The following is a 19,212-nucleotide window of genomic DNA, read 5'->3' on the forward strand; positions in this document are numbered from 1 at the left end:
GCGTGACGCTCGCCGCGCGATCGGGTGAGATTACTGGCGCATGAGCTCGACGGCGCGCTTGCTGTCGCCGTCGAAGGCCACGTTCCCCTCGCGCAGCAGGATGCCGCGACCGCACAGGTTCGACACCATGTCGAGGTCGTGGCTGACCACCACGAGCGTCTTGCCCGCGTCGTGCAGCTGACGGATGCGGGCCAGGCACTTCTGCTGGAACGGCTCGTCACCGACCGACAGGATCTCGTCGATCAGCAGCACGTCGACCTCGGTGTGGATCGCCACCGAGAACGCCAGGCGCAGGAACATGCCCGAGGAGTAGTGCTTGACCTCGGTGTCGATGAACTTCTCGATCTCGCTGAACGCGACGATGTCGTCGAAGCGCTCCTCGGTCTCGCGCTTGGTCATGCCCAGGATCGCGGCGTTGAGGAAGATGTTCTCGCGACCCGACAGGTCGGGGTGGAAGCCGGCGCCGACCTCGATGAGACCCGCGACCCGCCCGCGGGTGCGCACCGCACCGCTGTCGGGGCTGAGCACGCCCGAGATGAGCTTGAGCATGGTCGACTTGCCCGAGCCGTTGAAGCCCAGCAACGCCACCGCCTCGCCCTGCGCGATCGAGAACGAGACGCCGTCGAGCGCGTGGAAGTCGGTGGTGAGGGGCTTGCGGCGCACGGCCGCGAGGAAGGTCTCTTTGATGCTGTGCGTGTGGCGCAGCTTGAAGTCCTTGTGCACCTCGTCGACCACGACGCTCGGCTCGGTCATGGTGTGATCAGAGGTCCTGGGCAAAGCGACCCTCCAGACGGCGGAAGACGAGCTGGCCCACGAGCAGGAAGGTCAGCGAGACCACGACGGCGACGCCCGAGTACGCGAGCAGGCCGGGGAGGACCTGTCCGCCCTGCGGGTCGAGGGGGTACCAGACGCCGTAGTGGAACAGTTCGACGGCGACGGTGAGCGGGTTCAGCCGGTAGAGCACGAACAACCAGTGCGGAACCTGGTTGGCGACCATCTCCCACTGGTACATCACAGGCGAGGCCCACACGGCGCACATGACGATGATCTCGACGAAGCTCTGCGCGTCGCGGAAGGTGACGTTGATGGCTCCGAACAGCAGCCCCAGTCCGGTCGCCAGCAGCGCGATGATCACGAGGGCGAGCAGCAGGGCCCCGATGTGCAGCAGAGTGGGCGCCCAGCCGAAGATCATCGCGATGATGAGCACCACGACGATCTGCGGCAGCGTGTTGACCGCGGCGATGAGCATGCTCGACACCGGGAACATCTCGCGCGGCAGGTAGATCTTCTTGATCAGGGCGGCGTTGTCGATGAGCGAGCGGGTGCCGTTCGAGAACGCCTCGTTGAAGAAGGTGATGATCGTGTTGCCGGCGAGCAGGTAGATCGGGAAGAACTCGACGCGGCCGTTCATGCCGAGGAAGACGCCGATGGCCAGGAAGAACACGACGAACTGCACGAGCGGCTTGACGTACGACCACAGCCAGCCCAGGACCGACCCGCGGTAGCGGATCTGGATCTCCTTGCGGACGATCAGCGACAGGAGGTACCGCCGTCGGAAGACGTCGAGGAGTCCGACGCTTCCGCCCGGTTGCGTGAGCACGGAGGGCTCGGGCGATCTGCGGGACATTGCCCTCCTTGAGGCAGTGGATGGGGGAGGGGCGGCGGGAAGCCCCGGCGCGGAACGGGCCGCCCTCGATCCTAACCGGTCGCCCACAGGGAGCCCCCCATGTGGGTTGCTAGGATCACCGGGTCGCCCCCCGCCCGACGAAGAAAGAACTCTCCCCGCTGTGAAACTCGAAAGCGTCCTGGGCCAACCGGCTCTCTTCCAGTTGACGGCGGAGGCGGACGTCCCCACCGAGCTGTCGGAGCGAGAGCGTCGACTGCTGGTCGGAGCGCTGAACTTCCACGCTCTCACCGCCCCGGGTCGCGAGATCGACGCGCACGTCTACGACGGCACGTGGGAGCTCGAGCCGCGCACGACCGACGACGCCACCTTCGACGGGTTGTCGCGCATCTTCCGCAAGCGCCTCTACAGCCTGCGCTTCCGCAGCACCGTCGAGCCCGAAGACCGCCGCCACATCCGCGCCGAGGCCGTCGCCGACGCGATGATCGATCTGCCGCAGCGCCACCTCTACGTCTCGAGCGACGCCGCCCTCGACTTCGACCCGCCCCGCCACCTCGCCCGCGATCCGCTGCGTCGCGTTCTGCGCGCGGTGCGCGCCCGCACTCCTCTGCTCTACGACGAGGCGCGCGACCTCGAGCTGCTGCGCCATCGCCGCAGCTACGCCAAGCCGGCGGCCCGTCGTCAGTACGACAAGGAGTTCACCGGCAAGGGGCATCACGCCACGAGCGAGATCGTGCCGGTCGGGCCCGCCGAAGAGGGGGCCATCCCCGCCGTCCTGATCGGCATCCACTGGTTCGAACTCGGCGGCGCCGAGCGCTGGGCGTTCGAGACCATTCGACTGGTGCGCGAAGCGGGCTTCCTCCCCATCGTGATCAGCGGCCGCGACTCCCACCAGCCGTGGATCACGCGCGCCGAGCTCGACGGCGCCGTCATCATCCCCTTCTCGGAGCACATCGCCCGCTCGCAGACGCCCGGCGTCGAGCAGCTGCTGCGCGGTCTGCTGCGCTCGTTCGACATCCGCGGCGTCGTGGTGCACCACAACCAGTGGCTGTACGACCGCCTGCACTGGATCCGGCGCTCGCGCCCCGACATCCCCATCGTCGACTCGACGCACGTGATCGAGTACCGCGGTGGCGGCTTCCCCGTCTCGAGCGTGATGGTCGACGGCGTGATCACCGCGCACCACGTCATCTCCCCGTCGCTGAAGCGGTGGATGACGCAGGTGCAGGGCGTGCCCGCCTCGAAGGTCGTCATGGCGCCCCTCGGCGGCCTCACCGTCGCCCCCCGCGACGCGCAGTTCCGCCCGCGCCGCGACGGCACTCCCTTCACGGTGGCCTTCGTGGGACGCACGGCGCGGCAGAAGGCCCCCGAGGTCTTCGTCGAGATGGTCAACCGCCTCGGCGACGCCGCTGCCGAGATGCGCTTCATCCTGCACGGAGACGGCGACATGTCGGCCTGGATCGACGACATCATCCGCAACGAGGGACTGGTCGACCGCATCGAGCGGCGCTCCTCGCGCGTGCCCGTCGACGACACCCTCGCCGAGAGCGACCTGCTCGTGGTCACCTCCCACAACGAGGGACTGACCCTCACCACGCTCGAGGCGATCTCGCACGGTGTGCCGGTGGTGTCCACCGACGTGGGCGCGCAGTCCGACCTGGTCCCCGCGCGCGCCCTCGTGCCGCGCAACGTCCACCGCGCCGTGGCGGGTCTCGCCGACAAGGTGCGCTGGCTCGCCGCCGACGAAGACGCGCGCCGCCAGCTGTGGACAGACGAACGAGAAGCAGAGAAGCGGCTCCTGGCCGCCCAGACGGCGAGCAGCTGGTTCGCACAGGAGGTGGGCTCATGGTGACGGTCGCCGCAGTCGTGGTCACGTTCAACCGACTCGAGAAGCTGAAGACGGTGCTCGCCTCGCTCGAGGCGCAGACGCACGCACCCGCGAAGGTGTTCATCATCGACAACGCCTCGACCGACGGCACCGCGGCGTACTTACTCGAGCGCGAGTGGACGCTGCCCTACGAGGTCGTGACGATGGCGACGAACTCCGGCGGCGCCGGTGGCTTCGCCGAGGGCATGGTGCACGGGTACGCCTCGGGTGCCGACCACGTGTGGATCATGGACGACGATTGCTACCCCCGCCCGCAGGCGCTGGAGGCGCTCGTTCGCGGGTTCGAGCAGTCGGTGGCGGAGCTCGGCGGCGACGTTCCGTTCGCGTGCTCGGTCGTCGAGTACATCGACGGCAACATCTGCGAGATGAACAACCCCGTCCCCACGTGGGACTGGGCGCGTCTGCTCGTCAAGGGGCAGTCCAACGTCATGGTCACGGCCTGCTCGTTCGTCAGCGTGCTGATCCCGCGCTGGGCGATCGCCGAGTACGGCCTGCCGTACCGCGACTACTTCATCTGGTTCGACGACCGCGAGTACACCCTGCGCCTGACGCGGCGGTGCCCGGGCGTGCAGGTGATGGACAGCGTCGTCGTGCACGACATGGGTGAGAACCGCGGTGTGAACTTCAGCATGGTGGATGCCAAGAGCGTGTGGAAGTTCGCGTACGGCGTGCGCAACGAGGCGTCGTACCAGCTGCACCACCGCGGCCTGCTCTACTTCCTCGAGTTCGGTGCGCGCCTGTTCGTCAGCCTGCACCGCGGACGCGTCTCGCTGCCGCTGCGGGCCAAGCTCCTCGGCCGCCTGTTCGCGGGCATCGGGTTCAACCCGAAGATCGAGTACCCCGAGCGTCGCCCGCAGCGCGAGCTCGCGGAGGAAGCGGCCGCGTGATCGGGGAGTGGTTCGCGGCCGTCCCCGCCCTGCTGGTGGCGGCCGCCCTCTTGATCGTGCCGGGCTACGCCGCCGCGCGCGCCGCGCGTCTGGTCGGACTGCTCGCGTGGGCGGTCGCCGCCCCCGCGTCGCTGACCGTCACCGGTCTGGCCTCCGTGGTGGCACCGCTCATCGGCATGCCGTGGTCGAGCGTGCCGGTGCTGATCGTGGCGGTCCTGGTGATCGCGATCGCGGCCGTGGTGGGCTTCTTCTTCCGCGCCGGGCGCTCGGCATCCGCCGTCTCCGTTCCGTGGGCGTCGGTCGCGACGATCGGCGGACTCGTCGTGGGCGCGGTGCTGCTCACCGCGCAGCTCGTGTACGTCGTCGGCGCTCCCAGCGACTTCTCGCAGAGCTTCGACAACGTCTTCCACCTCAACGCGACGCGCTTCATCCTCGACACCCAGAACGCCTCGCCGCTGCACGTGGGCCAGATGACGAGCCCCTCGGGCGGCGTGCCGTTCTACCCGGCCGGGTGGCACGCGAGCGTCGCTCTCGTCGTGCAGCTCGTCGGCTGCTCCATCCCCGTCGCCTCCAACGCGGTGATGATCGCCGGCGCCGCCCTCGTCTGGCCCGCCGGCGTGGTACTGCTCTCGGCCGCCCTGTTCGGTCGTCGCCCCGTCGTGCTGGCGGCCGCGGGCGTGCTGGCGGCCGGGGTTCCGGCCTTCCCGCTGCTGATGATCGACTACGGCGTGCTGTACCCGTTCTTCCTCGCGGTGTGCGCCCTCCCCGCGGTTCTCGCCGTGACCCTGTCGGCACTCGGCCTGCGCGCGCCCGAGAACGGCGCGTCGCGCGGTGTCGTCGTTCTCTTCCTCGTCGGCTCGCTGCCGGGCCTGGCGCTGTTCCACCCCGGCGCGTTCGTGGGCTGGCTGTTCGCGGGCACGCTCGCGCTGCTCTTCGCCGTCTTCGCGTACCTGCGCACCCGGCCCGCGCGACGCGCGGCGATCCTCGTGCTGTCGGGCTCGGCGGTCTGGCTCGTCGTCGCGTTCGTCGCCTGGCGCATCCTGCGCCCGCCGCTCGAGGCGCGCGGGTGGCCCATCACCGAGACGCTCGGTCAGGCCATGGGCGAGGTCGCCACGCTCGGCCTGTCGGGCGGAGCCGTGCCCATCGTGCTCGCCGTGCTGATGTGGATCGGCGTCATCGCCGCGGTCCGCTCGCGCCGGCTGATCGAGGTGTACGCCCTGGTGACGCTGGTGGTGTTCGCGGTGCTGTACATCGCGGCATCCGCGTTCCCCTGGGGAAACTTCCGCGATCTGCTGACGGCGGCCTGGTACAACAACGCCCCGCGTCTGGCCGCGTTGATCCCGCTCATCGCGATCCCGCTCGCGGCCTACGGCGTCGCTGTCGTCGCCGCCGTGCTGGCGCGTCTGGTGCAGCGCACCTCGATGACTCCGCGCGCCGCCGTCGCCGCCCTGGTCGCCGTCGCGGTGGTCGTGGTCGGTGCCAGCCAGCTCGTGGCCGTGCGCGACGCGGTCGTGGGCGCGTCGGGAGGCTACCGCGTCACCCCCGACTCGGCCTTGGTGTCGACGGACGAGCTCGCCCTCATCGACAAGCTCCCCGAGCTGGTGCCCGAAGACGCCGTGATCGCGGGCAACCCGTGGACGGGAACGGGGCTGGCCTACGCCCTCGCCGACCGGCGCGTGCTCATGCCCCACCTGCTCATGGACGTCTCGCCCGACATGCAGGTCGTCAACGACGACCTGGTCGACGCCGACGACGACCCGAGCGTGTGCCCGGCGGTGGAGGCCACCGACGTCGACTATCTGCTCGATTTCGGTACGCACGAGGTGCACGGTGCGACCCATTCGTTCCCCGGCTTCGCGGGCGCCGCGAAATCGCCGTCCCTGCGGTTGGTCGACTCCGTCGGCACCGCCCGTCTCTACGAGGTGACCGCCTGTGGCCGCTGACGCCGTCGAGCCGATCGACATCATCGTGCCCTTCTGGGGCGACCCGCAGCTGCTGTTCGACACGGTGGAGTCGGTCTTCGCGCAGACGGATCCGTCGTGGCGGCTGACCGTCATCGACGACTGCTATCCCGATGAGTCGGTGCCCGCGCACTTCGCCGCGATCGTCGATCCCCGCGTCACCTACGTGCGCAACGAGCACAACCTCGGCATCACCGAGAACTACCGCGAGGCGATCCGTCGGGCCGAGTCGGAGCACCTCGTGATCCTCGGATGCGATGACCTTCTGCACCCGACCTACCTCGAGGTGATCCGCTCGACCGTGCGGGCGGTTCCGGATGCCGATGTCATCCAGCCCGGCGCGCAGGTGATCGACGAGCACGGCACGGTCGTGCGTCCGCTGGTCGATCGCGTCAAGACGGGGCTGCTCGCGCCGCGCCGACGAGGCGACGGAGCGATCGCGGTGCTGCGCGGTGAGGCGATGGCGACGAGCCTGATCCGCGGGGACTGGCTGTACTGGCCCTCGCTCGCGTTCCGCACCGAGACCCTGCGACGCATCGACTTCCGCGAGGGACTGCCGATCATCCAGGACCTCGCCCTGCTCATGGACATCGCGTTCGACGGGGGAGTGCTCGCCTACAACCCCAAGCTGGTGTTCTCGTACCGGCGTCACGGCGCCAGCGCGTCGCAGAAGACGCTGCTCGACGGTCGACGCTTCCGCGACGAGCGCGCGTACTACCGCACCGCCCGCGAGCTCGCCGCCGCGAAGGGCTGGTCGCGCACCGCGAACACGGCGCGCGTGCGCGTGATGTCGCGTCTGCACGGCCTCGCCGAGCTGCCCGGGGTCATCCGGCACGGAACGAGTGCCGGGATACAATCGACCGTCGCGCACATCTTCGCGCTCTGAGCGGCGTCGGCCTCCCGTCGCACCGAACTCCAGGAGAACTCTTGCCCGATCACGTGCTCATCACCGGCGGCGCCGGGTTCATCGGCTCACGACTCGCGCGGCGCTTCGTCGACGCGGGGCACACCGTGACCGTCCTCGACGCGCTCATCCCGCAGGTGCACGGCGACGACCCCGCGACCACGTCGCCGATGCTCCGCTCCATCGCCGACGACGTCGAGGTCATCCAGGGCACCGTCACTTCGACCGACGACCTGCGTCGCTCGCTGGCGCGCGCGACCGTCGTGGTGCACCTGGCCGCCGAGACCGGCACCGGCCAGTCGATGTACGAGATCGACCGCTACGTCGAGACCAACGTCGGCGGCACCGCGAAGCTGCTCGACCTGCTGACGAACGAAGAGAACGACGTTCACCGCCTCGTCATCGCGTCGTCGCGGTCGATCTACGGCGAGGGCGCGTACCGCACCGCCGACGGCCGCACCGTCTACCCCTCGCACCGGGCCGACGCCGACATGGCCGCCGGAGACTTCGAGGTGCACGTCGAGGGCGAGGACGCCCTCGAGCTCATCCCCACGGGGGAGGACGCCCGCCTGCACCCCTCGTCGGTCTACGGCATCACGAAGCAGATGCAGGAGTCGCTGATCATGACGGTCGCGCCCACGATCGGCATCCAGCCGGTCGCCCTGCGCTACCAGAACGTGTACGGCCCCGGCCAGTCGCTGAAGAACCCGTACACGGGCATCCTCTCGATCTTCTCGACCCTCATCCGCCAGGGCAAAGAGATCAACATCTTCGAAGACGGCCTCGAGAGCCGCGACTTCGTCTACATCGACGACGTCGTCGAGGCCACCTTCCTCGCCGCGACCCACGACGCGGCCGGCGGGCACGTGCTCAACGTGGGCTCGGGTGTGGCCACCACCGTCCACGACGTGGTCTCGGCGTTGTTCGCGGCGTTCGGCACCGAGGTGCCCACGCGCGTCTCGGGCAACTACCGCCTCGGCGACATCCGTCACAACTTCGCCGACACCACCGCCCTGCAGCAGCACCTCGGTTTCACGCCGTCGGTGTCGTTCCGCGACGGCGTCGAGCAGTTCGTGCAGTGGGTCCTCACCCAGCCGGTCGAGGGTGACAGCTACCAGCGTTCGCTCGACGAGATGGCCTCGCGAAACCTCCTGAAGTGAGCGTCGCCACCGCCCTGCGCGGGACGCCGTACCCCTATCGTGCGAACAGCCTGAACCTGTTCCGGCTGATCCTGGCCGCGCTCGTGCTCGTCGCCCACGCGTTCTACATCGCGGGGCGCGGCGAGGGCCCGCACCTGCACGGCGAGAACCTGGGCGGGTGGGCGGTCGCGGGCTTCTTCGTGCTCTCGGGCTTCCTGATCACGCGCAGCCGCCTGCGCACGCCGCCGGGGGAGTACCTCCTGCACCGCATCGCCCGCATCTTCCCGGGTTTCGTGGTGTGCCTGGTCGTCACCGCTTTCGTCTTCGCGCCGGTCGCCGCCGTCATCGAGCACGGCACCCTCGCCGGGTTCCTCAGCACGCCCCTCACACCGCTGCAGTACATCTGGGGCAACATCACGCTCTACATCGACCACTACTCGATCGGCACGACGCTGCAGTCGGTGCCCTATCCGGGAGCGTGGAACGGGTCGCTGTGGACGCTGTTCTACGAGTTCTGCTGCTACGTGCTCGTCTGGCTGCTGGGTGGTCTCGCCGTGTTCCGCCGGTCGCCGTGGCTCGCGGGCGTCGCGTTCGTGGTGAGCCTGCTGATCTGGATCGGTGTGGAGTTCGCGCAGCGGTGGGGGCTCGACGAGAGCTTCTTCCTCCTCGCCAAGCTCGCGCCGTTCTTCCTCGGCGGGGCGTTCGTCTTCTTCATCGTCGAGCGCGCCGGTATCAACGCGTGGGTCGCGATCGGGGCTCTGGCCGTCGCGCTGGCCCTGATCTTCCTCGTGCCGCGCTGGGGCGGACAGGCGGCGGCGCCCTTCCTCGCGTACGGACTGCTCTGGCTGTCGTCGGTCATCCCGCAGCCGCGGTGGATCGCGCGCAACGACGTGTCGTACGGCTTCTACATCTACGCGTGGCCGGTGCAGCAGCTCGTCGTCCTGGTGGCCGGGGCGTCGATGTTCTTCCCGCTCTACATCCTGATCACCGTCGTGCTCACCTTCGCGCTGGCGTACCTGAGCTGGATCCTGGTCGAGCGCCGGGCCATGCGGTGGGTGCGCCCCGCCGCCGTGCCGGGGGCTGCCGCGGGAGCCGCCCGCGACGCGCAGCGCTCCTGACGTAGGCTGGCTGATCGTGCCCCGCGTGCTCGTCGACCTGCTGTCCTACTCCGGTACCAAGGGCGGGATGGAGACCTACACCCGCGACCTGTACCGCGCCCTCGGTGAACTCGACGACGATTACGAGTACATCGGCTATCTGAGCCGCGAGGGGGCGACGCTGGACCGCTCGTGGTTCCCCGGTCGCATCATCGAATCGGGCATCAGCGGAGAGAACCGATTCCAGTGGGCGTGGGGCGAGCTGACCCAGGTGGCCCGCGCCGCCCGCGCCGAGGGCGTCGACCTCGTGCACGCCCCCGCGACCCTCGGCCCGCGTCGAACCGCGATGCCGACCGTCGTGACGATGCACGACATGCTCTACTGGTCGCACCCCGAGTACATGTCGACCCCGCTGTACACGGCACCGGTGAAGTGGATGGAGAAGGTCGCCGCCCGCAACGCGGCGCGCATCGTCACCATCAGCCCGACCTCGGCCGACGAGATCGTGCGCTTCCTCGGGGTGCCCCGCGACACCCTCGACGTGGTGCCGCTCGCGGGGAGCTCACCGACCGGCGTCGATCGATCGCGCGCGGGCGAGGCGGGGCCGTTCATCCTGGCGATGGGCAATCGTCGCCCCCACAAGAACTGGGGCGCGCTGATCCGTGCCATCGCGCTGATCCCGGCGGAGCGCCGGCCCCGCGTGATCATCACCGGAGGGCGCGGTGACGACCCGCTGACGGCGGAGGTCGACGCAACCGGCATGCACGACTGGGTGCAGCTGCGCGGATGGGTCGACGATGCCGAGGTGGTGGAGCTCTACTCGACCGCGACCGCCCTCGCGATCCCGTCGCTCGCCGAGGGGTTCTCGCTGCCGACGCTCGAGGCGATGGGCGCGGGCGTGCCGGTGCTGCTCAGCGACATCGACGTGCACCGCTTCGTCGGCGGGCCCGCAGCGCGCTACTTCGACGCCCGCGACGACCGCGCCGTCGCCGCCGCCATCGACGAGGTCTGCTCGGACGCCGACCTGCGTCAGCGGCTCAGCGTCGACGGTCTCGCTCGCGCGGCGGAGTTCACCTGGGAGCGCACGGCGCGCGAGACCCGGGCGAGCTTCGACGCCGCCCTCGGCCTCACGCGGTAGCAGTCGGGCGCCGTCGGGCGATGGTGACGGCGTGCACGACGACGCCGACGATCGGTCCGGCCACGAGAGCGACGAGAACGCGGGTCAGACCGTCGATCGGCACGAACAGCATCGCCACGGTGACCACGGATGCCGTCGCCCAGCCCGCCAGGTAGGCGGTGTGCCGCTGCGCCGAGAGCACGGCGGGTCCGGTGATGCAGAGCAGCCCGGTCAGGCCCGCGCTGCCGACGATCGCGGCGTACGCGCCGGAGGGGAGCTCGTACCGGTCGCCGTAGAGCAGGCCGACGACCCACGGACCCACGAACACCGCGAGCCCGGCCAGCACCGCGGTCAGGGCGAGCAGGCCCGCCCCCCACGTGAGCACGCGTCGACGCGCCTGCGCCGGGTGGTCGCGGAGCGTCACGACGAGATAGCTCTGCAGCGCGAGCAGGGGGATGACCAGCGGGGCGCGCGTCAGCGTGATGACGAGGATCAGCGAGGCCAGCAGAGCGGCGTCGACGCCCAGCGGAGCGAGACCGAGCAGGAACGGCAGTCCCGAGATCATCACGCCCGTGGCGATCGAGGCCCCCACCGTCTGCAGGCTCTGGCGCAGCAGCACGCGAAGCGTCGCGTCGACCTCGACGCGGTTCCGGATGCCGCGCCCCGTGACGATCCACAGGATCGCGGCCGCGGCGGCGAAGGGCAGGGCGACGGCCCATCCGGTCACGGCGACGCCGAGGCCCAGTACGACGGCGACACCGACCGTGATCGCGCGGAGCACGGCATCCGTCACCGTCATGCCGGCCACGCCGCGCCAATCGCGTACGCCGTACAGCGCCCCGCTGATGACGGCGACGAAGGTGTAGCCGACCGTGGCTGCCGCGAGCGCGGCGACGAGGGCGACGGCGTGGTCGCCGAACACGCGCGGCGCCCAGAAGAACGCGGACGCGGCGATGACCAGCGCCGCCCCGACCGCGTAGATCGACGCGAAGCGCCGGAGGATGGGCCACCCCCGACCCGTGTCGCTCGAGCGCGACGCGCGCGTGGTCTCCTGCTGCACGCCGGCCAGACCCGAGACGACCAGATACACGACCGACCAGAAGACGCTGAAGACGACGTACTGCTCACCCGTGAGGAACGCCGGGACCGCGGCCTGGATCAAGTACCCGAGGCCGCCGGCGACCACCGTCGCACCGAGGATCCAGGTGAGTCCGCCGCCGTTCGCGGGAGCCTGCGTGGGGGAGTCAGACACCCGTCTGCTCGATACCCGGCGTCGGACGCTCCGGCGTCGTCGGCTCGGGTGCGCGCGGCGACGAGGGTGCGTCGAGCGCGTCGACGCGCGCGGTGAGGTGCTCGAGCTGCGTGCGCAGGATCGTCACCTCTTCGGCGGTGCGCCGGATCTCGTCCTCGGCCTGGGAGAGCTCCCACGACAGGTGCAGGGCGACGGCGAGGAGCAGCACGATCGCGATCGCGAAGAGGAGGTTGGCGGGCAGCTCCACCCCGAGCACGCGGGTGAGTCCCTGCAGCAGCTGCGGGAAGATGCCGAGCACCAGAACGCCGAGGCCGATGACCAGCCACAGCGCCGCGTACTTCTCGCGCAGGCGGCGCGTGAGCAGGAGCGCCAGCACCACGACGATGAGGACGAGTGCCAGCACGATGCCGAAGAACACGATCACACCGGCCCCCGTTCCCGACCGGTGGGTCGTCGCATGATGGCCAGGCTCAGCGCGAACGCGGAACGCAGCAGGTAGACCGTGGATCCCCAGGCGCCCTGGCTGGGGCGTCCGAAGGCGCGCGGGCGCATCGCGACCGCGACCTGGGTGACGGTGAGGCCGGAGTGGCAGGCGGCGACGAGCGAGTCGAGCGTGTCGCCCAGGTACTCAGCGGGGTAGTACCGCACGTACTGCTCGATCGCGCGCGGACCGGCGGCGCGGAAACCGCTCGTGACGTCGGTCAGGCGCGTCTTGGCGACGCGCGACACGATGGCCGCGAGCAGCTTCATCGCCCACTTGCGGGGTCCGCGCACCTGGTAGTCGCCGACGTCGCTGAAGCGCGCACCGATGGAGATGTCGGCGGTCTCGAGGCCCGCCAGCACGCGGTCGATGTCGGCCGGGTTGTGCTGACCGTCGGCATCCACCTGAATGGCGCGCTCGTAGCCCATGCGCTTGGCATAGGTGAAGCCGGTGCGCATCGCGCCGCCGACGCCGAGATTGAACGGGAGCGACAGCACGATCGCGCCGGCCTCGCGGGCGACGGCGGCCGTGGCATCCATCGATCCGTCGTCGACGACGGCCACGTCGTAGTCGCGACCCGTGGCGAGGATCTCGCGCACGGTCGTGCCGACGTTCTGCTCCTCATTCCATGCGGGAACGATGACGAGCACGGAGGAAGCGGGACGGGTCATGGTGCCTGAAGCCTATCAACCGGGCCCGTGCGCTCCCGCGTCACTGCACGCGGAACGAACCGTCGGCGCTGAGCACGAGCGTGCCCTTCTCGAACCGCTGCGACCACTGACCGTCACCCGAGCGTTCGTTCTCGATCGGCCATCCGAGCGAGCCCTTCTCACCCCCGCGACGCAGCCATTCTGCCCGGATCGCCCCGCGGGTGACGAAGCCGCCCTTGGCGGACACGAGGATGCTGCCGCCCGTGAAGTCCTGGCGGAAGCCGCCGGCCGTCGCGTACTCGTTCTTGACCGGAATGCCCAGGACGCCGCCCGCGCCGCCCTGCTGGAGGTGCACCGTGCGGATGTAGCCGCGGGTGACGTACGTGGCGGAGGAGCCGACGTAGACCGTGACCTTCTCGAACGGCTGCGCCTTCCACCCCGTCGCGACGGTGGCGAGCGGACCCGTCGCGAAGCCGTAGGCGTCGACCTTGCCGTTGTCGCGATAGTTCTTCCACACCGCGCCCGTGACGGCGGTGGCGAAGCCGGTGCGCGCGACGGTGACCACGCCCGACTCGAACGGCTGGATCCAGCCGGACGCCTCTTCACGCTCGGCAGAGGTGGGGGCGCCGAGAGCGGCGAAGCCGCCCGCTGCGCGAGCCGTGTTCAAGATGGCCCCCACGATCGCTCCGGAGGCCGAGCGGTCCGCGTTGACCCAGACCTCGCCGCCCTGGAAGCTCTGGCTCTTGCCGCGCTCGGTGGTCTGGAAGGCGCCCGTCGGCATGCCCAGGCGACCCTGCACGCCACCCGCGGCATCGAGCGGCGTCACGATCGAGGCCGGCACGTCGACGGTCGTCGACGTGCTGCAGTAGATGCGACCGCCCTGGAACTGCTGCATCACCCCGCCGGCCACCTTCTTCTCGGGCCCCACCGCGGCGCCGAGGTAGCTGTTCGCCGCACCCAGCGAACGGTACTGGCGCCCGATGACCCCGGCCACGGCGTAGTTGCCGCTCTTCGAGGTGGTGAGGGTGGTCGCGCCGAAGTCCTGCGAGTACGACCCGTTCGAGCCGACCTGCGGACCGGTCGGGGGACCGACCGTGGAACTGGTCCCGGCGGCCGTGAGCGCCTTCGACAGCGCCGTCACGGCGAAGGTGCCGCTGGTCGTGGCGAAGACCGAGCCGCCCTCGAAGCGCTGCATGAAGCCGCCCGTGGTGGCCTTCTCGTTGTTGATGGGGGCGCCGAGCGCGCCGGAGATGCCGCCGGCCGCCGCGTAGCCGCGGTAGATCTCGCCGCGGACCGTGAAGCGGTCGTTGGCGCTGGTGCGCAGCATCAGCCCGGCGGTGAACTGCACGTACTGACCGGCGTCGACCTTGGCCACGGCCGTGGGCCAGCCCACGCTCGCGACTCCACCCGCCTTGGTGTACACCGTCGTCCACGCCGCGCTGAGGGCGGTGGTGGCGGTGGGGCCCTGGAAGATGCTGCCGCCGGCGAAGTCCTGCCGCGCGCCTCCCGAGAAGGAGTAGGCCCGGGTCGACGGCCACCCGAGGGTGCCCGTGACATTTCCGGCCTTCTCGTACGTGTCGCTGATCGGGGGCGCCACGGCGAACCCGCGCCCGTCCGAGGGGCGGACGTAGATGCGACCCGAGTCGAAGTCCTGGTACCAACCGCCGAAGGCGCGCGAGACCACGCCCGCGGGCCAACCCAGGCCGCTGTTCGCCTCGCCGACGGCGCGGTATTCGGTGCGCGTGCCGCCGACGGTCGCCTGCACGGCGGTGGTGCCGTTCTTCAGGTAGAGGTCGGCGTTCTCGAAGCGCTGCGACCACCCGCGACCGGGCCATTCCGTCATCGCACCGGTCGAACCGCCGATCCAGCCGCTCGCGCCGCCGGAGTCCTGCCAGAAGCGGGTGATGGCCGCGCCGCGCTGGGTGGTGGTGCTGCCGAACCAGTCGGTGAAGAAGCGGAAGAAGTTGCGGTTGCCGTACGCCGAGCACGAGTCGCCCTCCCCGGCCCCGGCCCGCAGCGCCGCGGCGTTGGGCTGGTACGGCGTGTAGTAGTAGAGGTTCGCCGTGGCCTGGTTCTGGATGTACACCGGCGACGAGCCGCACGAGGCGTTCGGGTTGTACCGGATGTTCCACGTCTTGCCGGGGGCGTAGTAGGTGAAGTACTTGTTCTGCGAGTAGATCTTCAGCTGGCGGGCCGCACCGTAGACCTGGTTGAAGAAGCCGTAGTAGCGCGTGTCGCACGCCGCGGTGTCGGGGCAGCCCTGCCCCATGGCGATCGTGTAGCGCCAGTCGGACGGCCACGTGTGGGTGATGAGGCCCTGCTCCTTCTCGAGCATGACGATGAGCACCTGGGGGTTGAGACCGCACGCGGCGGCGACCTTCGACAGGATCCGCGCGGCGGATTCCGACGACGCCCCGGTGTAGGTGTCGCAATAGGTGTCGGCCGTGCGGGTCGCCGTGTTCTGCCGGAAGTCGCGCAGGCAGGTGTAGCCCGACTGGCACTTCGACACCTTGCCCTTGAGGAAGGAGTCGATCTGTCCCTCGGTCATCGTCGTGGAGTCGAAGAAGACCTCGTCCGAGATGATGTTGCCCGGTCGGAAGAGCGACATGTCGGCGGCGGGGCGCAGGTCGATGGCCGAGACGGCCGCCTGGGGGGCCGCGACCGCGGCGTCGGCCGCGGACGCCGAGGTGGGCGCGCCGGCGAGGGCGAGAGACGCCACGAGCGCGATCGTGGCCAGCGAGGCCGTGAAGATGCGCGCGGCCAGGCCGGAGATGCGTTCGGTCACCCGCCTTATTGTGACGGACGTGACGGGTGAATACCACCGTGAACCGAGGGACTGGTGATATATGAGCACTCGGCGGGTCGTCACGTGCCCCGCTGCCGGGGCGGCTGCGACCGCTGTGGCACGATTGACGCGTGAAGGGCATCATTCTCGCCGGGGGTTCCGGCACGCGTCTGCATCCGATCACTTTGGGCGTGTCGAAGCAGTTGATCCCGGTGTACGACAAGCCGATGGTCTACTACCCGTTGTCGACGTTGATGCTCGCCGGCATCCGCGAGATTCTGGTGATCACGACCCCGCATGATGCGCCGTTCTTCGAGCGGTTGCTGGGGGATGGGTCGCAGTTCGGGGTGAACCTGCAGTTCGCTCAGCAGCCGTCGCCCGATGGGTTGGCGCAGGCGTTCACGATCGGTGCCGATTTCATCGGCGATGACAAGGTCGCCCTCGTCCTGGGCGACAACCTGCTTTACGGTCCCGGTCTGGGTACGCAGCTCAAGCGGTACGCCGACGTCGACGGTGGCGCGGTGTTCGCGTACTGGGTGGCGGAGCCTTCGGCGTACGGGGTGGTCGAGTTCGACGACGACGGCAAGGCGGTTTCTCTGGAGGAGAAGCCCGCGTCCCCGAAGTCGAATTACGCCGTCCCGGGGTTGTACTTCTACGACAACGACGTCATCGACATCGCCCGCAACCTCGCTCCTTCTCCTCGGGGGGAGTACGAGATCACCGACATCAACGCCGAGTACCTGCGTCGCGGCAAGCTGCAGGTGGAGGTCCTCCCGCGGGGGACGGCGTGGCTGGACACCGGCACGTTCGATCAGATGACGGATGCCGCGGATTATGTCCGCACGATGGAGCGGCGCACGGGCCTGCGCATCGGGGTGCCCGAGGAGGTCGCGTGGCGGCAGGGGTTCCTCACCGATGACGAGGTCGCGGAGCGTGCGCACAAGTTGGTGAAGTCCGGGTACGGGTCGTACCTGCTGGAGATTTTGGAAAGAGGCCGCTGATGGCGCACCTTCTCGTCACCGGCGGTGCCGGGTTCATCGGATCCAACTTCGTCCACCACGTCGTTGCGCACACCGATCACACCGTGACGGTGCTGGACAAGCTCACCTACGCCGGCAACGAGGCCTCCCTCGCCGGTCTCCCGGAGGAGCGGGTGCGCCTGGTGGTGGGCGACATCGCCGACCCGGGCGTCGTGGACCCCCTCGTCGCGGAGGCCGATGCGGTGGTGCACTACGCCGCCGAGTCGCACAACGACAACTCCCTGCACGATCCGCGTCCGTTCCTGGACACCAACATCATCGGCACCTACACCCTGCTGGAGGCTGCGCGCCGTCACGAGACGCGGTTCCACCACATCTCCACCGATGAGGTGTACGGCGACCTCGAACTCGATGACCCGGCCCGGTTCACCGAGAACACCCCCTACAACCCCTCCTCCCCGTACTCCTCCACCAAGGCGGGGTCGGATCTGTTGGTGCGGGCGTGGGTGCGTTCCTTCGGGGTGCAGGCCACCATCAGCAACTGCTCCAACAACTACGGCCCCTACCAGCACGTCGAGAAGTTCATCCCCCGCCAGATCACCAACGTGCTGCGCGGCATCCGCCCCAAGCTGTATGGGAAGGGCGAGAACGTGCGCGACTGGATCCACGCCGACGACCACTCCTCCGCCGTGCTCACCATCCTCGGCAAAGGCCAGATCGGTGAGACCTACCTCATCGGCGCCGACGGGGAGAAAGACAACAAGAGCGTCGTGGAGATGATCCTGCAGATCACCGGACACCCGACCGACGCGTACGACCTGGTCACCGACCGCCCCGGCCACGACATGCGCTACGCGATCGACTCCACCAAACTCCGCACCGAACTCGGCTGGACCCCCACCTACGGCGACTTCGCCGCAGGCCTTGCCGCGACCATCGACTGGTACCGCGAGAACGAAGCCTGGTGGGCGCCCGCCAAAGACGGCGTCGAAGCGTTCTACGCCAGCAAGGGACAGTGACAGTGGCGACCGCGTTCGGTAAGGCCCTCACCGTCACCCGGACCCCCATTCCGGGGTTGATCGTGCTGGATCTGCCGGTGCACGGCGATTCCCGCGGCTGGTTCAAAGAGAACTGGCAACGCGAGAAGATGACCGCCGACACCATCGGGCTGCCCGATTTCGCTCCCGTGCAGAACAACATCTCCTTCAACGACGCCGTCGGCACCACCCGCGGCATCCACGCCGAACCCTGGGACAAATACGTCTCCGTCGCCACCGGCCGCATCTTCGGCGCCTGGGTCGACCTGCGCGAAGGCGACACCTTCGGCGCGGTGTTCACCACCGAACTCGATGCCTCCAAAGCGATCTTCGTCCCCCGCGGCATCGGCAACTCCTACCAGACCCTCGAACCGGACACCGCGTACACCTACCTCGTCAACGACCACTGGTCACCCGAGGCGACCTACACCTTCCTCAACCTCGCCGACGAGACCGCCGCCATCGAGTGGCCCATCCCCCTCGATGAGGTCGAGATCAGCGCGAAAGACAAGAACCACCCCCGTCTGGGGGAGGTGGTGCCGATGCCGCCGAAGAAGACCCTCATCACCGGCGCCAGCGGTCAGCTCGGCCGGGCCCTGCGGGCGGAGTTCGGCGAGCACCCCTGGATCGAATACGCCACCCGAGAGGACCTCGACCTCACCTCACCCGAGCTGGGCACCGCACGCCGCTGGCGCGAATACGACACCATCATCAACGCCGCCGCGCACACCAAAGTCGACGCCGCCGAAACCCCCGACGGCCGCGAAGACGCCTGGGCCGCCAACGTCACCGCCGTCGCCGCCCTCGCCCGCATCGCCACCACCCACGGCCTCACCCTCGTCCACGTCTCCAGCGACTACGTCTTCGACGGCACCAAAACCGGCCCCTACACAGAGACCGACCCGGTACGCCCCCTCGGCGTCTACGGACAGACCAAAGCCGCCGGCGACGCCCTCGCCGCGACCGTCCCGCGCCACTACATCCTCCGCACCAGCTGGGTCATCGGCGACGGCAACAACTTCGTGCGCACCATGGCCTCCCTCGCCGCCCGCGGCATCGACCCCCGCGTCGTCGACGACCAGATCGGGCGCCTCACCTTCACCGACGACCTCGCCCGCGGCATCCGCCACCTCCTGCACACCCACGCCCCCCACGGCACCTACAACCTCACCGGCACCGGCGAACCCCGCTCCTGGGCACACATCGCCGCACAGGTCTTCGCCCTCACAGGCCACGACCCCGCCCGCGTCACCGGCGTCAGCACCGACGACTACTACGCCACCGCCACCGGCCCCATCGCCCCCCGCCCCCGCAACAGCACCCTCGACACCACCACCCTCGAAAACACCGGCTACACCCCCGCACCCGCAGACACCTCCCTCGAGACCTACGTGAGCGGGTTGTCCTGAG

Annotated in this window: 16 protein-coding genes; 10 read left to right on the top strand and 6 right to left on the bottom strand. The window is 69.5% G+C overall.

Annotation, left to right across the window (positions count from 1 at the left end):
* Positions 1-30: 30 nt before the first annotated feature.
* Complete coding sequence (locus LPW41_RS05470) at positions 31-753, bottom strand: ABC transporter ATP-binding protein (protein ID WP_154096041.1); 723 nt, start codon at positions 751-753, stop codon at positions 31-33.
* A gap of 7 nt (positions 754-760) precedes the next feature.
* Positions 761-1,627, bottom strand: coding sequence for an ABC transporter permease (locus LPW41_RS05475; protein ID WP_144828917.1), 867 nt, complete (start codon positions 1,625-1,627; stop codon positions 761-763).
* A 160-nt stretch (positions 1,628-1,787) separates the two neighbouring features.
* Between LPW41_RS05475 and LPW41_RS17025 the strand changes: the two genes are divergently transcribed.
* Genes LPW41_RS17025 through LPW41_RS05510 form a run of 7 tightly spaced genes read left to right on the top strand, consistent with a single transcriptional unit; the run spans position 1,788 to position 10,638 of the window.
* Entirely contained in the window at positions 1,788-3,476 is a 1,689-nt protein-coding gene (locus LPW41_RS17025; protein ID WP_144828914.1) for a glycosyltransferase, read from the top strand.
* Positions 3,470-4,399 carry a glycosyltransferase family 2 protein gene (locus LPW41_RS05485; protein ID WP_230704302.1) on the top strand — a complete coding sequence of 310 codons (930 nt, stop codon included), beginning with the start codon at positions 3,470-3,472 and terminating at the stop codon, positions 4,397-4,399. The genes LPW41_RS17025 and LPW41_RS05485 overlap by 7 nt, the downstream gene beginning before the upstream one ends.
* On the top strand, positions 4,396-6,342 hold the full coding sequence (locus LPW41_RS05490; RefSeq protein WP_230704303.1) for a DUF6541 family protein: 1,947 nt from the start codon (positions 4,396-4,398) through the stop codon (positions 6,340-6,342). Before LPW41_RS05485 ends, LPW41_RS05490 begins: the two co-directional genes overlap by 4 nt.
* On the top strand, positions 6,332-7,246 hold the full coding sequence (locus tag LPW41_RS05495; protein ID WP_230704304.1) for a glycosyltransferase family 2 protein: 915 nt from the start codon (positions 6,332-6,334) through the stop codon (positions 7,244-7,246). Before LPW41_RS05490 ends, LPW41_RS05495 begins: the two co-directional genes overlap by 11 nt.
* Before the next feature lie 41 nt (positions 7,247-7,287).
* Positions 7,288-8,424, top strand: coding sequence for an NAD(P)-dependent oxidoreductase (locus LPW41_RS05500; RefSeq protein ID WP_144828905.1), 1,137 nt, complete (start codon positions 7,288-7,290; stop codon positions 8,422-8,424).
* Entirely contained in the window at positions 8,421-9,521 is a 1,101-nt protein-coding gene (locus LPW41_RS05505) for an acyltransferase (RefSeq protein WP_144828902.1), read from the top strand. Before LPW41_RS05500 ends, LPW41_RS05505 begins: the two co-directional genes overlap by 4 nt.
* Positions 9,522-9,537: 16 nt before the next feature.
* Positions 9,538-10,638: a glycosyltransferase family 1 protein gene (locus tag LPW41_RS05510; RefSeq protein WP_144828899.1), complete on the top strand. Its 1,101-nt coding sequence runs from the start codon at positions 9,538-9,540 to the stop codon at positions 10,636-10,638.
* On the opposite strand, the gene LPW41_RS05515 is transcribed toward LPW41_RS05510, so the two are convergent.
* Genes LPW41_RS05515 through LPW41_RS05530 form a run of 4 tightly spaced genes read right to left on the bottom strand, consistent with a single transcriptional unit; the run spans position 10,628 to position 15,785 of the window.
* Positions 10,628-11,869 carry a hypothetical protein gene (locus LPW41_RS05515; RefSeq protein ID WP_230704305.1) on the bottom strand — a complete coding sequence of 414 codons (1,242 nt, stop codon included), beginning with the start codon at positions 11,867-11,869 and terminating at the stop codon, positions 10,628-10,630. The two genes, LPW41_RS05510 and LPW41_RS05515, sit on opposite strands and share 11 nt — an antisense overlap.
* Positions 11,862-12,293, bottom strand: coding sequence for a DUF2304 domain-containing protein (locus LPW41_RS05520; RefSeq protein ID WP_144828893.1), 432 nt, complete (start codon positions 12,291-12,293; stop codon positions 11,862-11,864). The genes LPW41_RS05515 and LPW41_RS05520 overlap by 8 nt, the downstream gene beginning before the upstream one ends.
* Positions 12,290-13,021: a glycosyltransferase family 2 protein gene (locus LPW41_RS05525; RefSeq protein ID WP_144828890.1), complete on the bottom strand. Its 732-nt coding sequence runs from the start codon at positions 13,019-13,021 to the stop codon at positions 12,290-12,292. The genes LPW41_RS05520 and LPW41_RS05525 overlap by 4 nt, the downstream gene beginning before the upstream one ends.
* A gap of 40 nt (positions 13,022-13,061) precedes the next feature.
* Positions 13,062-15,785, bottom strand: a complete 2,724-nt coding sequence (locus LPW41_RS05530; RefSeq protein ID WP_230704306.1) for an LGFP repeat-containing protein — start codon at positions 15,783-15,785, stop codon at positions 13,062-13,064.
* 131 nt (positions 15,786-15,916) lie between these two features.
* On the opposite strand from LPW41_RS05530, the gene rfbA reads away from it, so the two are divergent.
* The 3 genes from rfbA to LPW41_RS05545 are packed head-to-tail and all read left to right on the top strand — an operon-like array spanning position 15,917 to position 19,211.
* Positions 15,917-16,786, top strand: coding sequence for a glucose-1-phosphate thymidylyltransferase RfbA (gene rfbA / locus LPW41_RS05535; protein WP_144828884.1), 870 nt, complete (start codon positions 15,917-15,919; stop codon positions 16,784-16,786).
* The gene (gene rfbB, locus LPW41_RS05540; RefSeq protein ID WP_230704307.1) at positions 16,786-17,784 is read left to right on the top strand and encodes a dTDP-glucose 4,6-dehydratase; all 999 of its coding nucleotides are present in this window, start codon (positions 16,786-16,788) and stop codon (positions 17,782-17,784) included. The genes rfbA and rfbB overlap by 1 nt, the downstream gene beginning before the upstream one ends.
* Before the next feature lie 2 nt (positions 17,785-17,786).
* Positions 17,787-19,211 carry a bifunctional dTDP-4-dehydrorhamnose 3,5-epimerase family protein/NAD(P)-dependent oxidoreductase gene (locus LPW41_RS05545; protein ID WP_230704524.1) on the top strand — a complete coding sequence of 475 codons (1,425 nt, stop codon included), beginning with the start codon at positions 17,787-17,789 and terminating at the stop codon, positions 19,209-19,211.
* The last annotated feature ends 1 nt before the right edge of the window (position 19,212 follow it).

The organism is Microbacterium sp. JC 701 (assembly GCF_021026215.1).
In the GTDB taxonomy this organism is placed as follows: domain Bacteria; phylum Actinomycetota; class Actinomycetes; order Actinomycetales; family Microbacteriaceae; genus Microbacterium; species Microbacterium algihabitans.

Bases quoted from the DNA above. Each gene is read 5' to 3' on its own strand.
- LPW41_RS05470 (WP_154096041.1), bottom strand. From the start codon at position 753: ATGACCGAGCCGAGCGTCGTGGTCGACGAGGTGCACAAGGACTTCAAG.
- LPW41_RS05475 (WP_144828917.1), bottom strand. From the start codon at position 1,627: ATGTCCCGCAGATCGCCCGAGCCCTCCGTGCTCACGCAACCGGGCGGA.
- LPW41_RS05485 (WP_230704302.1), top strand. From the start codon at position 3,470: ATGGTGACGGTCGCCGCAGTCGTGGTCACGTTCAACCGACTCGAGAAG.
- LPW41_RS05525 (WP_144828890.1), bottom strand. From the start codon at position 13,021: ATGACCCGTCCCGCTTCCTCCGTGCTCGTCATCGTTCCCGCATGGAAT.
- rfbB (WP_230704307.1), top strand. From the start codon at position 16,786: ATGGCGCACCTTCTCGTCACCGGCGGTGCCGGGTTCATCGGATCCAAC.